Source organism: Acidihalobacter aeolianus (assembly GCF_001753165.1).
Taxonomy (GTDB): Bacteria; Pseudomonadota; Gammaproteobacteria; order DSM-5130; family Acidihalobacteraceae; genus Acidihalobacter; species Acidihalobacter aeolianus.
Genome location: NZ_CP017448.1, coordinates 230,753 through 244,238, shown reverse-complemented (window position 1 = coordinate 244,238; position 13,486 = coordinate 230,753). Strand labels below are relative to the sequence as shown.

The window sequence follows — 13,486 nt, the reverse complement described above, 5'->3', positions numbered from 1 at the left end:
CGTGGCCGAACACGAACTCGACGCACGCCGCCTGCTGTGTCCGATGCCCGTGATTCGGGTCCAGGAGCGCATCGCAAAGCTGGAGTCCGGAGACATGCTGCGCGTGTACTGCACAGACCCCGGCGCTCTGCTCGACATCCCCGCCTGGTGCCGGGTGCACGGTCATCGCGTATTGGAAAGCGGGGAACACGCAGGCGAAGTCACGTTGCTAATCGCCGTATCCGGGCCAGCTGAAGACACGCACTGACTCCCTAGACCACATCGTCGGCGTCATCTGCTGGCATAATCACCCCACTCACCGAGAACCGACGGCAAAACAATGGAAATCACCGACGTCTCCAGCGCCGATGCCCGCTTCAGCGCCATGCGCCGAGTCACTCTGGTTGGGTCCCTGGTCAATCTTACGGTTTCGTGTGTGCAGATCGCCGGCGGTCTGCTCACGCACTCGCAGGCGCTCACCGCGGACGGTCTACACACGCTGTCCGACCTCGCGAGCGACATCGTCGTATTACTGGCCGCCAAACACGGCAGCCAGGATGCCGACGACGAACACCCCTACGGGCATCGCCGCATCGAGACCCTGGGCTCGGTGATCGTCGGCCTCGCCCTGATGGCCGTCGCCGCCGGCATCGCCGCTCAGGCCTTCGACCACCTACTCCAACCTCAGCATGGACCGGGGCCGGAACCCATTGCGCTGGCCTTCGCGGCACTCGCGATCATCGCCAAGGAATCGCTCTACCACTACACAATCGCCGTCGCCAACCGGGTCAAATCCAACCTGCTCAGGGCCAACGCCTGGCATCACCGCTCAGACGTCATGTCGTCGTTGATCGTGTTCGCCGGCATCGGCGGCACCCTGTTAGGCTTCGCCCACCTCGATGCCATCGCGGCGATCGTCGTGGCCGTGATGATCCTGCGCATCGGCTGGCAGCTCGCATCCGGCGGGGTGAGCGAACTGATCGACACCGGTCTCGACAGCGAGGAAATCGAAGAGATTCGCAAGGCCATTCTGACGCATGACGGGGTCAAGAACCTGCACATGCTGCGCACCCGACGCATGGGTGGCGAGGCACTGGCCGACGTACACATCCTGGTGAATCCGCGCATCAGCGTCTCCGAAGGCCACCAGATCGGCGAGACAGTACGCAACTACCTGATCGAGCACTTCGAAAACATCGCAGACGTCACCATCCACGTGGATCCGGAGGATGACGAGCAAGAGGCAAACTGCGCCCACCTCCCCCTGCGTGAGGCATTGCTTGCAGCCCTACGCGCACAGTGGAAAGATATCCCGGCTGCCGAAAGACTGGAAAACGTTCATCTGCACTACCTGAACGGGCGAGTTCACCTCGAACTGTTCATGCCACTGCATGCACCGTCCGAGACAGCTAACGATATTTCGGAGCAACTCGTCACAGCGAGCAAGCGCCTGCCCGAAATTGGCGAAGTCACGGTGTACTTTCGCTGCGAAAGCACTATTTTGGCGCGCACTCAAAATTATACGCACCATTTCAGTGCGTAAAGGGTGTCTACGCCGGCGAGGCGGCCGCATGCACCCACCTAGAATTTGGCATTTTTTGTGCTTATGAATTTCGCATTAAACGGCGGGCGCTCGGCCGGCAACAGAGCAATGAGTCTGCAATACATCTAATCGAACCACGCGTGAGGAGCCTATCAGCATGTCCCCGAATGACGTTCTCAACATGATGAAGGAACACGACGTCAAATACGTCGATTTCCGCTTTACCGACACCCGAGGCAAGGAACAGCACGTGAGCGTGCCGGCGCACACGATCGACGAGTCTCTATTCGAGGATGGCAAGATGTTCGACGGCTCCTCGATCGCCGGCTGGAAGGGCATCGAGGCCTCCGACATGATCCTGATGCCCGAGGCCGATACCGCCGTTATCGATCCCTTTTTCAACGAAACCACCCTGATCCTGCGCTGCGACATCATCGAACCCGCCACCATGCAGGGTTACGAACGCGACCCGCGTTCCATCGCCAAGCGTGCAGAGGCCTATCTCAAGTCCACCGGTATCGCCGACACCGCCTATTTCGGTCCCGAGCCCGAATTCTTCGTATTTGACGATATTCGCTGGGGCGCGAGCATGCAGGGCGCGTTCTACAAGATCGACTCCGATGAAGCAGGCTGGAACTCCGAGAAGGTGTTCGAGGAAGGCAACGTGGGTCACCGTCCCGGCGTGAAGGGCGGCTACTTCCCGGTGCCCCCGGTCGACTCCCTGCAGGACTTGCGTTCGGCCATGTGCCTGGTCCTCGAGGAAATGGGCGTGCCGACCGAAGTACACCACCATGAGGTGGCCACCGCCGGTCAGTGCGAGATCGGCACCCAGTTCAACACCCTGGTCAAGCGCGCCGACTGGAATCAGGTCCTCAAGTACGTGGTGCATAACGTCGCCCACAACTACGGCAAGACCGCCACCTTCATGCCGAAGCCCCTGGTCGGCGACAACGGCAACGGCATGCACGTTCACCAGTCGCTCGCCAAGGACGGTGTGAACCTGTTTGCCGGCGATCTGTACGGCGGCCTATCCGAGACCGCGCTGTTCTACATCGGCGGCATCATCAAGCACGCGAAGGCGATCAACGCCATCACCAACGCCTCGACCAACAGCTACAAGCGCCTGGTCCCCGGCTTCGAAGCGCCGGTCATGCTCGCCTACTCGGCCCGCAACCGTTCGGCCTCGATCCGTATTCCGTGGGTCTCCAGCCCGAAGGCGCGCCGCATCGAGGTTCGCTTCCCCGATTCGACCGGCAACCCCTACCTGGCCTTCGCCGCGATGATGATGGCGGGCCTGGACGGCATCCAGAACAAGATCCATCCTGGCGATGCCATGGACAAGAACCTGTACGACCTGCCGCCCGAAGAGGAGAAGAAGATTCCTCAGGTCTGCTACGCCTTCGATCAGGCGCTGCGTGCGCTCGACGAGGATCGCGCCTTCCTGACGGCAGGTGGCGTGTTCACGGACGACGCCATCGACGCCTATATTGAACTCAAGATGGAGGAAGTCACCCGCCTGCGGATGACCACCCACCCCATCGAGTTCGACATGTACTACAGCATCTGAGCCTCACCGCTCGTCGCCTTGCGAACGCCCCCGGTCCGGGGGCGTTTTTTTATCCCCGCCAACTGGCCCTGGATCACTTGCGAGCCAGCCCCGCGTCAGCCTATCCTGTTGCCCGATGAAGCGCCTCGCCGTCATGCTGTGCCTGTTGCTATTCGCCGCCTCGGCACAGGCGACGATCTATCGCTGGATCAATGCCCAAGGCAACGTGGTCTTCTCCGACACCCCGCCGACTAACGGCAAGGCACAGGTACTCCAACTGAACAACTCGCTGATTACTGTCCCAGCACCGCAGACTTCAGCGCCATCAGCCCCCCCGGCCACATCCCGCACGCAACGCCAGACACCCGTCTATCGATCGCTTACGATCACATCGCCTACCAATGGACAGGCCATTCGCGCCAACAACGGTGACATCAGTATCTCGCTCAACCTGACCCCGACATTGCTGCCAGGCGATCGCATTCATCTGTTTATGGACGGCGTAGAGGTCTACAGCGGCACTTCGACACAAATCCCGCTAAATAACGTTAACCGCGGCACGCACACCGCCTATGCCGCCGTCGTCACCCAGACGGGGTTAACGGCTATACGCTCCCAGGGTGTCAGCTTTACCGTACTGCGCCATTCCATACTGTTCCATCCGCCCAAGGCAACGATTCATCCATAGATTCACATCCAGCCTCGCGGCAAGCTATGTCGCGCTTTGCACCATCATCACGCCCATACGCACACCGAAAGCCCCCAAGGCGAGCGATTGCACTGAATCGCACCAACATTGTGCATAATGCCCCTCTAGCATACCGCTGACCCGCATCGCCTTGCGGGAAGCACCACGGCGCACTTTTTGCTTACCACAGCGTTGATGAAGATACTGAAGCTACCCCTGCGCATGGTTCCGACAGAAGCCGAGATACTCGACAACCTGACCACCGCGATTCTCTATTTCGATAGCGGGCTGATTCTGCGCAGGCTGAACCCCGCGGGTGAGATGCTGCTCGAACACAGCGCACAGAACGTCATCGGCAGTCCGGCAGAATTGCTGTTCCCTGGAGACGAGACGTTCATCGATGCCCTGCGCGAGGCCGTCGCAACCGCCCACCCGCTGACCGAACGCGAGAAACTGCTGCATCTGCCTGGTCACCGTCAGACCAATGTCGACTGTACGATCACCCCATGGATCATCGGTGAGCAGGTCGATGGCGTGATGCTCGAACTCAGCCACATCGACCGCCAGTTGCGCATCACCCGCGAGAAGCGGCTACTCAGCCAACAATCCACGGCACGCGAGCTGCTTCGCGGCCTGGCGCACGAGATCAAGAACCCGCTGAGCGGTCTGCGCGGTGCAGCGCAGCTGCTGGAGCGCGAGCTCATCGCGGATGATCTGCGCGAGTACACACGCATCATCGTCGCCGAGGCAGATCGCCTGCGCTCGCTGGTCGACCGCATGCTGGGCCCCAACAGCCGGCCGCGTATGGGCTTGGGCAACATACATGAAGTCCTGGAACGTGCACGGCAACTGGTCAACGTCGACCTGCCACCCGGAATCGAGCTGACTACCGATTACGACCCCAGCATTCCCGAACTGACCTTCGACCGCGACATGATCTTCCAGGCGGTACTCAACATCGTGCAGAACGCCGCGCATGCGGTAGGCGACTCGGGTGAAATTCTTCTCCGCACGCGGATCACCCGCAACCATACGATCGGCAACGAACGCCACCGCCTCGTCGCTGTGATTCATATCGTGGACGACGGCCCCGGCGTGCCCGAAGGCATGCTCGACCGTATCTTCTACCCCATGGTCTCAGGCCGCCCTGACGGCACCGGTCTGGGGCTTGCCATCTCGCAATCACTGATCACCCAGCACGGAGGATTGATCGAATGTCAATCTCGGCCCGGGCACACACAATTCACCATACTGCTCCCTCTGGGGAACGACACATGACCGAAACCAAGGACACGATCTGGGTCGTCGACGACGACCGTTCGATCCGTTGGGTGCTGGAACGCGCCCTGGGCGGGGCGGGCTTCGAGGTCGCCGCCTTCGAGGATGCCGAATCGGTATTGCGCCAACTGGAGGTGCAGCGGCCTCGCGTGATCATCAGCGACATCCGCATGCCCGGCCAGGACGGCCTCGCCCTGCTCGATCGCCTGCGCAACCAGTACCAGGAAATCCCCGTCATCATCATCACCGCGCATTCCGACCTGGATGCCGCGGTCGCCGCGTATCAGGGCGGCGCCTTCGAATACCTGCCCAAGCCCTTCGACGTGGACGAGGCAGTCGAGCTCGCCCGTCGCGCCTGTCAGCGCGCCCGCCAGCAGTCGCCGGCCGGCGGCATCGACACCTCGCGCGAGGAAACCCCCGAGATTCTCGGCGAGGCGCCCGCCATGCAGGAGGTGTTCCGCGCCATTGGCCGACTGGCCCGCTCGAACATCACCGTGCTGATCACCGGTGAATCCGGGACCGGCAAGGAACTGGTCGCGCGCGCGCTGCATCGCCACAGCCCGCGTTCGGCCGGCCCGTACATCGCCCTCAACACAGCAGCCATCCCACGCGACCTCCTGGAATCCGAGCTCTTCGGTCACGAACGCGGCGCCTTCACCGGTGCGCAAACGCAACGTCGCGGCCGCTTCGAGCAGGCCGACGGCGGCACGCTGTTCCTCGACGAGATCGGCGACATGCCCGCGGAACTGCAGACCCGGCTGCTGCGCGTGCTGGCCGACGGCGAGTTCTACCGCGTCGGCGGACACACGCCGATCCACGTCGACGTGCGCATCATCGCGGCCACGCACCAGGATTTGGAGAAACGCGTCAAGGAAGGCTTATTCCGCGAGGATCTGTTCCACCGCCTGAACGTGATCCGCATCCGCATTCCACCGCTGCGCGAGCGCAACGAGGATATTCCGCTGCTGCTCGACCACTTCCTCAAACAAGCAGCGGACGAACTGCAGACCAGCCCGAAGACGCCACGCCAGGAAGTCAGTGACTATCTGCGCCGCTACCAGTGGCCGGGCAACGTGCGCGAACTAGAAAACACCTGCCGCTGGCTCACCGTGATGGCCTCGGGCAATGAGATCCATCTTGAGGACCTGCCGCCCGAACTGCGTCAGATCAACGCCGAGGAGGGCGGGCTGGACTGGGAGGACCCGTTGACGCGCTGGGCCGAACGCCAGGCGGCACTCAACGAACAGCCGCTGCTCGACATGGCCACGCCGCGCATGGAGAGAATTCTGATCGAGGTCGCGCTCAGACGTACCGGCGGTCGCCGTCAGGACGCCTCGAAGCTGCTCGGATGGGGTCGCAATACGCTGACGCGCAAGATCAAGGAACTCGGCATGGCCGTGGGCGACGAAGACGGCCACGAGGACGACGGCGACTGAGCACGCCGCAAGTCCGCGTCTGCTCAGGTGCAGGCGCTGGACGCCCCATTCGGCACCATCGCACCGGTCAGCTCGCTGACGCTGGAATGTCCATAGCGGTCGAGATAAGCCAGCAGACCGGCATTGATCTTAGGCAGTATCAGAGGGTCGTAGAAGAGGGCGGTACCCACGCCCACGGTGGTTGCGCCAGCCAGCAGAAACTCGATCGCGTCCTCCGCACTGGCTACCCCGCCCTGGCCGATGATCGGCACGCCGTGACGGCGCGCTACCTGATACACCTGATTCACCTTGAGCAACGCAATCGGCTTGATTGCGGGTCCCGACAGACCGCCTTGATTGTTGCCGATGTAGGGACGTCGGGCATGAATGTCGACGGCCATCCCCATCAGCGTGTTGATGGCGGAGAAGCCATCGGTGCCGGCTTCGATACAGCGGCGCGCGTTCTCCGCAATATCCGTCTGATTGGGTGAAAGCTTGGTGATGAGCGGCTTGTCCGTCGCGCGCCGACAGGCCTCAACCACACGCGCAGACATGTCCGGATCGTTGCCGAAGGCGACGCCGCCTTCCTTGACGTTGGGGCAGGAAATGTTGATCTCGATGGCGTCGATGGGCGAGTCGTCGAAACGCCGGGTCACCGCCTCGTATTCCTCCACGGTGGAACCCGAGACGTTGGCGATAAATCGCGTCTCGTTGAAATCCAGGGTCGGCAGAATTTCGTCCACCACGCGGTCGCCCCCCGGATTCTGCAGCCCGATCGCATTGAGCATGCCGGCCGGCGTCTCGTACACCCGGTGCGCCGGATTGCCCAGTCGCGGCGCCTGGGTGGTGCCCTTCAGGCAGACCGCCCCGGCGTCGCGGTTGGAGTAGCCCGACACGCGCGTGTATTCTTCGCCGAAGCCGACGCAGCCCGACAGCAGCACCAACGGCGTGGCCAGCTTCAAGCCGCAAAAATCCACCGCCAATCTGGGGTCGTTAATACGCTCGCTCATGTTCCACGTCGTCCTCTATCAACCCGAAATCCCGCCCAACACGGGTAATGTGATCCGCCTGTGCGCCAACACCGGCTGCCATCTGCATCTGATCCGGCCGCTCGGCTTCGTCCTCGACGACCGCCGCCTGCGTCGCGCAGGATTGGATTACCATGAGTGGGCCGAGGTCCGCGAGTATGACAGCCTGGAGGAGTTCGCAGAAGCGGCACGCCCGGCACGCAGCTTCGCGATGAGCACGCGCGGCACAGGCCATCTTGCGGACACGCTGTTCAAACCGGGAGACGCCTTCGTCTTCGGCCCGGAAACCCGCGGACTGCCGCAACACGTACTCGACAACTACTCACCTGAACGCCGGCTGCGCCTGCCCATGCTGCCGCACAGCCGCAGCCTGAACCTATCCAACAGCGTGGCGGTAACCGTGTTCGAGGCTTGGCGTCAGAACGGCTTCGCCGGTGGCCTCTGAGGCAGTTCGCCGAAAGAAGCGCCGAGCTCGGGCCTCGGGTCGCGCGCAAGCAGCGCCTGTACCGCTCGCTGTGCCGGCAGCCCCTGGTGGATGACGCGGTAGACCTGCTCGCAGATCGGCAGCTCCACGCCGTAGCGTTCGGCCACCTGCATCACCGTCCGGGAGGTTGTGACGCCTTCGACCACCCGACCGATGCCAGCCAGCGCAGCTTCCAGCGTCTCCCCGCGCCCCAGCGCCAGTCCAAGCCGCCGGTTGCGCGACTGGTCGTCGGTGCAGGTCAACACCAGATCGCCCAGGCCGGATAGCCCCATCAGGGTTTCCGGCCTGGCGCCGGCGGCATGAAACAGGCGCATCAGTTCCGCCAGCCCGCGCGTGATCAGCGCCGCGCGCGCATTGGCACCGAAACCCAGCCCGTCGGAAATGCCGACCGCTATGGCCAGCACGTTCTTCAACGCGCCACCGAGCTCCACGCCGAGGATGTCGTCGCTGGTGTAGACGCGAAACAGCGGATTGCGCAACCAGCCGGCCACCTCCTCGGCGAAGGCCGGCTCAGGGGAGGCCACGGTAACCGCAGTCGGCTGGCCGTGCGCCACCTCGGCGGCAAAACTGGGCCCGGAGATCACCGCACGAGGCCGGGCTTCGCCCAGATGCCGGGCAATCACTTGGTCGAGCGTATCGGCACCGCTGCGGTCCAACCCCTTGGTCAGCCAGGCGACACGAGCCGAAGCACGCAGCCGCAGCGCGATGCCACTGACGAAATCGGTGAAGGCGGCACTCGGCACTGCGATCACGATATCCGCCGCTTCCCCGAGCACCGCGTCGAGATCCGCCGTGGGTCGAAGACCGTGCGGGAGTATGACGTCGCCCAGATAGCGTTCGTTTCGGCGGCTTTCCGCCATCCGTGCGGCATGTGCGGCGTCGCGGCTCCACAGCAGACATTCGCGCCCGTTACCGGCCAACAGCACGGCGATGGCCGTGCCCCAGGAGCCGGCACCGAGTACCGCGAGTGGCGCGTCGTCTTGCCGCATCGGGCTAGAAGAGGCCTGCACCGTTTAGTGGCTGGTACTGGCCGCCTCGTTGGCAGCACCCTGCTGCTCGAGCTGCTGCATGTACAGCGCGTCGAAGTTGATCGGCGCGAGCAGCAGCTGCGGGAAACCACCCTTGGTAACCAGATCGGAAACCGCTTCGCGTGCGAACGGGAAGAGCAGGTTGGGGCAGTAGCTGCCGAGCAGGTGACCCATGTGTTCTTCAGGAATGTTCTGTGCGGTAAACACGCCTGCCTGTTTGATCTCGACCAGATAGATCACTCGCTCGCCGGAACGGGCTGTGACCGTGACTTGCAGCTCGACTTCCCAAACCCCCGCATCCAGCACCTGATGGCCGACGTTCAGCTGCACTTCCGCCTCCGGCTGCCATTCGCGCGTGAACACCTGCGGCGCATCAGGCGATTCGAAGGAAACATCCTTGAGATAGATTTTCTGGATACCAAACTGCTGTTCGCTGGCTTCGGCGCTGCTGTTTTCGTCGGTCATGATTCTTCCCGGGCAAAGAGTGTGGGTGCGTATGGTAATCGCTCGCGACGTCACGCGGAACCGCGAACGGTCTATTGGAGCAACTGGCAGGTGTGGCGGATGTCCGCCGGAGACTATTCGGCCGCGTCGTCGATGTCGGCGAGCAGTGGGTCCAGCTCACCCGCCATGTCAAGCGCCGCCATGTCATCGTAGCCGCCGATGTGACGGTCGCCGATGAATATCTGCGGTACGCTGGTACGCCCGCTACGCCGCTCCATCTCCGCACGCAGGTCGCGGCTCGCATCGATACGGATGTCTCGGTAGGCCACACCCTTGTCGTCGAGCAGATACCGTGCACGCACGCAGTACGGGCAATACTCGGTGGTATAAAGGATGACCTCGGCTACTGCGCTCACCGTTTGCGCACCGGCAGATTGGCATCGCGCCAAGCCAGCATGCCTCCGCGCAGATTGACTACGCGCTGGAACCCTGCCTTGCGTAGCATACGACAGGCCTGTGAGGAGCGATTGCCTGAGCGGCAATAGGCAATGACCGTCTTCTCGCGATGTTTATCCAGCTCGGCGAGACGCTGCCCGAGGGCCGATAACGGAATGTGCTTGGACTTGCCGATCATGCCTTCGCGCACTTCAGCGTCGTCACGCACGTCCAGGATCACTGCATCATCGCGGTTCATCAACTGCACCACTTCGCTTGCGCTCAGATGCTTGACGCCGCTGGTCATCCGCGAGAACTCAGTCCACCCAATCATCGCCAGGATGAATACGAGCACCGCGAACGGCAGTGGGTTGCTGACGACGAAATCTAGATATTCATGCATATGACAGTGAAACCTCGATTGGCAGGGAAGTCACTATAGACCATGCAACCGTGGTCAGATGCCACTACTGCAAAAGACTTCCTGCATCATACCGATCAGCTTCAGCGTCCGACGATCACTCACCCGGTAGAACACCTTATTAGCGTCCTTTCGCGAAGCCAGAATACCCTTGTCGCGCAGAATCGCGAGATGCTGGGAAATATTGCTTTGCGAGGTGCCCACACTGTCAACGATGTCCTGCACGCTGATTTCCTGATCGCCCAGGGTGCAAAGAATCTTGAGACGCAGCGGGTGAGACATGGCCTTGAGGGAACGTGAGGCGCGGTCGATATCCTCGTCCAGGGTCATTAATTCGTGATTTACGACTTCCATGCATCCAACCTTTGAGGTAGCGCGGCAGCCAACATAACCGCAATCTAATATTAGCACCTTCCGATAAATCCGATTTGCAACTGGCACAGTGCGCAAGGATTTCATCGCACCACGCGTTCGGCGTCCTAAAACGCCATATCCGGTGTCGGCCGGGACGGTTATACTGGCGTCCCGCCGGGCGCGTCGCGTTGGTAAATTACCAAGTCCTTAATTATTACCCTGAATAAACCATGCGGGCTAGTCGTTTTTATACCACCCCAAGGCTCATCAGCTGCCTGGCCAGTCTGGTGCTATGCCTGAATACCGCCTGGGCCAATGGCGATGCGACTCGCCAGCAGTTGCAGTCGATACAGAACCGTATCCAGAAAGTCACCCGTGAACTCGAGGCCGCACAGGGGCAGCGCGGGCGGATCGAGGCACAGCTGCGCAGCAGCGAGCAGGCGATCGGCGCCGCGGAAGATGCGCTGCGGCAGACCCAGTCCCAGCTGATCGATCAGCGCGGGCGCCTGAACCAGCTAATGTCCCGCGCGCAGACCCAGCAAACCCGGCTCAGAACCCAGATCGACGCGCTCAGCGCGCAGGTGGTCGCGGCTTACCGGACCGGCCGCCAGCCACGCCTGCAACTATTACTCAGTCAACACGATCCGGGCGAACTCAGTCGCATGCTGACGTATTACGACTACCTCAACCGTGCGCGCATGCGGGAAATCGCCGGCGCCAAGCGCAATCTCGCCGGACTGGTACGGACCCAGCAGGAACTCAAGCGCGAAACGGCCGTATTGAGCGCCACCCTGGACCAGCAGCGCCGCCACCAGCACGAACTCGCGCAGGCGGAAGCGCAGAGGCGTCAGGCCCTGGCGGCCCTGGACCGGACGATCAGCAGCAAGCGGGCACGCCTGCAGGACCTTAAACAGAACGCCAAGCGCCTGCAGGACGTCGTCGACTCGATCAGTAGAGCCGTCGCTCACAGCGCCTCGATCAATGCGCTGAACCACACCCCCTTCGGCCGCATGCGTGGTCGGCTACCCTGGCCGGTAGCGGGTCACGTCCTTGCCAGCTTCGGCTCGCCCAGAGACGGCAGCGACGGCGTTCTCAGGTGGCAGGGTACGTTCATTCACGCGGCGCAAGGTACACCCATACGAGCAGTCGATGCCGGCCGCGTGGTGTTCGCTGACTGGCTACGCGGATACGGCCTGCTGCTGATCATCGACCACGGACACGGCTACATGACCCTGTACGGCCACGACCAGGCAATCTATCGGCCAGTTGGCTCCTGGGTTCGCGCGGGCGAGGTCGTAGCCAGCGTGGGCGACAGCGGCGGCGCGAGCACAAGCGGCGTCTACTTTGCCATCCGTCGGGACGGCAGGCCGCTCGATCCGGGCCACTGGTGCAGTGGCTCTCCCTGAGTGGCATCGTCTACGGACAACTCCCGGTAGAACTTAGATGGTAGAATCCACCGTGCCCCCGCCGAGCCCCGGGGTACCCAATCTTGGAGCGACCGCATGACGTTCAGATCCCGAATCCTGAGCACCCTGTGTCTGACACTGGCACTGGGTGCAGGCTTTGGCATGTCTTCTGCGATGGCGGATAGCGCGGCCACCGCACCGCAGCAACCGAAGGACGCCCTGCCGCTCAAGGAACTACAAGCCTTTAGCGAGATATTCCAGCGCATCAAGCAGGATTATGTGAAACCGGTCAGCGACAAGGAGCTGCTCGATAACGCCATCCAGGGGATGCTTTCCGGGCTCGATCCGCACTCAGCCTACCTCGACGCCAATGCCTTCAAGCAGCTGCAGATCGACACCACCGGCGAATTCGGCGGTCTCGGCATCGTGGTCGGCACCAAGGACGGCTTCATTCAGGTGATATCGCCGATCGACGACACCCCCGCCCAGCGCGCCGGCATCAAGCCCGGCGACATCATCACCCGCATCAATGGCGAATCCGTCCAGGGCATCGGACTGGATAAGGCCGTCAAGATGATGCGCGGCAAGCCCGGCACCGAGGTCAAGCTCGAGGTCGTGCGCGAGGGCGAGAACAAGCCGCTCAACTTCACCCTCAAACGCGAGGTCATTCGCGTCGACAGCGTCAAGAGCCGCATGCTGGAACCGGGATACGGCTACGTGCGCATCACCAGCTTCCAGGCGAACACACCCGCCAGCCTGAAAAAGGCCATCGACCAGCTCGATCGCGACAACAAGGGACCGCTCAAGGGCCTGGTGCTCGATCTGCGCAACAACCCCGGCGGCGTCCTCAACGCCGCGGTAGGCGTTTCAGACACGTTCCTCAACAAGGGACTGATCGTCTACACCAAGGGTCGCATGCCCGGCTCCGACCTGCGTTATGACGCCACCCCTGGCGACATCCTGCATGGCGCCCCGATGGTCGTGCTGGTCAACGGCGGCACCGCCTCGGCGGCGGAAATCGTCTCCGGCGCACTCAAGGACAACCACCGCGCGCTGATCGTCGGCACCCGTACCTTCGGCAAGGGATCGGTGCAGACAGTGCTGCCGCTGTCGCGCGATACGGCCGTCAAGCTCACCACGGCACTCTATTTCACGCCCAACGGGCACTCGATTCAGGCCGAGGGCATCGAACCGAACATCGTGGTCGAACCGCTGGCGGTCGGCAAGTCGCTGACCGAAGGATTCAAGGCGCTGCGCGAGGCTGACCTCTCAGGTCACCTCGCGAACCCCGACGGCAAGGTGCAGCCGCGCGCCAACGGCAAGGGCGATCCTGGGCTGGCACGCAGCGACTTCCAGTTGTACGAAGCCCTGACGGTACTGAAAAGCCTGGTGCTGAGCGCGGGCTTCCACGGCCGTTCGGCCGGCTAGGGCGCCAAC

15 protein-coding genes are annotated in these 13,486 nt (G+C 62.5%); 9 read left to right on the top strand and 6 right to left on the bottom strand.

What is annotated here, in order from left to right; all coding sequences use genetic code 11:
• The first annotated feature begins 1 nt into the window (after position 1).
• The 6 genes from BJI67_RS01200 (at position 2) to ntrC (ending at position 6,470) form a co-directional block, all read left to right on the top strand.
• On the top strand, positions 2–247 hold the full coding sequence (locus tag BJI67_RS01200; protein WP_156781979.1) for a sulfurtransferase TusA family protein: 246 nt from the start codon (positions 2–4) through the stop codon (positions 245–247).
• A 72-nt stretch (positions 248–319) separates the two neighbouring features.
• Positions 320–1,522, top strand: coding sequence for a cation diffusion facilitator family transporter (locus BJI67_RS01195; RefSeq protein ID WP_070071467.1), 1,203 nt, complete (start codon positions 320–322; stop codon positions 1,520–1,522).
• Positions 1,523–1,679: 157 nt separating this feature from the next.
• Positions 1,680–3,089: a glutamate--ammonia ligase gene (gene glnA, locus BJI67_RS01190; protein ID WP_070071466.1), complete on the top strand. Its 1,410-nt coding sequence runs from the start codon at positions 1,680–1,682 to the stop codon at positions 3,087–3,089.
• Between the two features lie 115 nt (positions 3,090–3,204).
• Positions 3,205–3,756: a DUF4124 domain-containing protein gene (locus BJI67_RS01185; RefSeq protein ID WP_070071465.1), complete on the top strand. Its 552-nt coding sequence runs from the start codon at positions 3,205–3,207 to the stop codon at positions 3,754–3,756.
• A 195-nt stretch (positions 3,757–3,951) separates the two neighbouring features.
• On the top strand, positions 3,952–5,034 hold the full coding sequence (gene glnL, locus BJI67_RS01180; protein WP_231940880.1) for a nitrogen regulation protein NR(II): 1,083 nt from the start codon (positions 3,952–3,954) through the stop codon (positions 5,032–5,034).
• Entirely contained in the window at positions 5,031–6,470 is a 1,440-nt protein-coding gene (gene ntrC / locus BJI67_RS01175) for a nitrogen regulation protein NR(I) (RefSeq protein WP_070071464.1), read from the top strand. The genes glnL and ntrC overlap by 4 nt, the downstream gene beginning before the upstream one ends.
• 23 nt (positions 6,471–6,493) lie before the next feature.
• Here ntrC and BJI67_RS01170 read toward each other — a convergent pair whose 3' ends face one another.
• Positions 6,494–7,459, bottom strand: coding sequence for a dihydroorotate dehydrogenase (locus tag BJI67_RS01170; RefSeq protein WP_070071463.1), 966 nt, complete (start codon positions 7,457–7,459; stop codon positions 6,494–6,496).
• On the opposite strand from BJI67_RS01170, the gene trmL reads away from it, so the two are divergent.
• The gene (trmL, locus tag BJI67_RS01165; RefSeq protein ID WP_070071462.1) at positions 7,458–7,922 is read left to right on the top strand and encodes a tRNA (uridine(34)/cytosine(34)/5-carboxymethylaminomethyluridine(34)-2'-O)-methyltransferase TrmL; all 465 of its coding nucleotides are present in this window, start codon (positions 7,458–7,460) and stop codon (positions 7,920–7,922) included. The genes BJI67_RS01170 and trmL overlap by 2 nt on opposite strands.
• Here the strand turns inward: trmL and BJI67_RS01160 are convergent.
• The 5 genes from BJI67_RS01160 to BJI67_RS01140 all read right to left on the bottom strand — a co-directional run bounded on the left by BJI67_RS01160 (position 7,895) and on the right by BJI67_RS01140 (position 10,643).
• Positions 7,895–8,950: an NAD(P)H-dependent glycerol-3-phosphate dehydrogenase gene (locus BJI67_RS01160; RefSeq protein WP_070071461.1), complete on the bottom strand. Its 1,056-nt coding sequence runs from the start codon at positions 8,948–8,950 to the stop codon at positions 7,895–7,897. The genes trmL and BJI67_RS01160 overlap by 28 nt on opposite strands.
• A gap of 24 nt (positions 8,951–8,974) precedes the next feature.
• A complete protein-coding gene (secB, locus tag BJI67_RS01155) occupies positions 8,975–9,454 on the bottom strand; it encodes a protein-export chaperone SecB (protein WP_070071460.1) in 480 nt (159 codons plus the stop codon).
• Positions 9,455–9,567: 113 nt separating this feature from the next.
• Positions 9,568–9,849 carry a glutaredoxin 3 gene (gene grxC, locus BJI67_RS01150; protein ID WP_070071459.1) on the bottom strand — a complete coding sequence of 94 codons (282 nt, stop codon included), beginning with the start codon at positions 9,847–9,849 and terminating at the stop codon, positions 9,568–9,570.
• Positions 9,846–10,271: a rhodanese-like domain-containing protein gene (locus tag BJI67_RS01145; RefSeq protein ID WP_070071458.1), complete on the bottom strand. Its 426-nt coding sequence runs from the start codon at positions 10,269–10,271 to the stop codon at positions 9,846–9,848. Before BJI67_RS01145 ends, grxC begins: the two co-directional genes overlap by 4 nt.
• A 54-nt stretch (positions 10,272–10,325) precedes the next feature.
• Positions 10,326–10,643, bottom strand: coding sequence for an ArsR/SmtB family transcription factor (locus BJI67_RS01140; RefSeq protein WP_070071457.1), 318 nt, complete (start codon positions 10,641–10,643; stop codon positions 10,326–10,328).
• Positions 10,644–10,873: 230 nt separating this feature from the next.
• Here BJI67_RS01140 and BJI67_RS01135 point away from each other — a divergent pair, with 230 nt between their 5' ends.
• Together BJI67_RS01135 and BJI67_RS01130 are read left to right on the top strand one after the other, a co-directional pair.
• Positions 10,874–12,049, top strand: coding sequence for a murein hydrolase activator EnvC family protein (locus BJI67_RS01135; RefSeq protein WP_070071456.1), 1,176 nt, complete (start codon positions 10,874–10,876; stop codon positions 12,047–12,049).
• Positions 12,050–12,145: 96 nt separating this feature from the next.
• The gene (locus BJI67_RS01130; protein WP_070071455.1) at positions 12,146–13,477 is read left to right on the top strand and encodes a S41 family peptidase; all 1,332 of its coding nucleotides are present in this window, start codon (positions 12,146–12,148) and stop codon (positions 13,475–13,477) included.
• Positions 13,478–13,486: the final 9 nt, after the last annotated feature.

Bases quoted from the DNA above. Each gene is read 5' to 3' on its own strand.
- BJI67_RS01195 (WP_070071467.1), top strand. From the start codon at position 320: ATGGAAATCACCGACGTCTCCAGCGCCGATGCCCGCTTCAGCGCCATG.
- glnA (WP_070071466.1), top strand. From the start codon at position 1,680: ATGTCCCCGAATGACGTTCTCAACATGATGAAGGAACACGACGTCAAA.
- BJI67_RS01185 (WP_070071465.1), top strand. From the start codon at position 3,205: ATGAAGCGCCTCGCCGTCATGCTGTGCCTGTTGCTATTCGCCGCCTCG.
- glnL (WP_231940880.1), top strand. From the start codon at position 3,952: ATGAAGATACTGAAGCTACCCCTGCGCATGGTTCCGACAGAAGCCGAG.
- ntrC (WP_070071464.1), top strand. From the start codon at position 5,031: ATGACCGAAACCAAGGACACGATCTGGGTCGTCGACGACGACCGTTCG.
- trmL (WP_070071462.1), top strand. From the start codon at position 7,458: ATGTTCCACGTCGTCCTCTATCAACCCGAAATCCCGCCCAACACGGGT.
- BJI67_RS01170 (WP_070071463.1), bottom strand. From the start codon at position 7,459: ATGAGCGAGCGTATTAACGACCCCAGATTGGCGGTGGATTTTTGCGGC.
- BJI67_RS01160 (WP_070071461.1), bottom strand. From the start codon at position 8,950: ATGCGGCAAGACGACGCGCCACTCGCGGTACTCGGTGCCGGCTCCTGG.
- secB (WP_070071460.1), bottom strand. From the start codon at position 9,454: ATGACCGACGAAAACAGCAGCGCCGAAGCCAGCGAACAGCAGTTTGGT.
- BJI67_RS01145 (WP_070071458.1), bottom strand. From the start codon at position 10,271: ATGCATGAATATCTAGATTTCGTCGTCAGCAACCCACTGCCGTTCGCG.
- BJI67_RS01140 (WP_070071457.1), bottom strand. From the start codon at position 10,643: ATGGAAGTCGTAAATCACGAATTAATGACCCTGGACGAGGATATCGAC.
- BJI67_RS01135 (WP_070071456.1), top strand. From the start codon at position 10,874: ATGCGGGCTAGTCGTTTTTATACCACCCCAAGGCTCATCAGCTGCCTG.
- BJI67_RS01130 (WP_070071455.1), top strand. From the start codon at position 12,146: ATGACGTTCAGATCCCGAATCCTGAGCACCCTGTGTCTGACACTGGCA.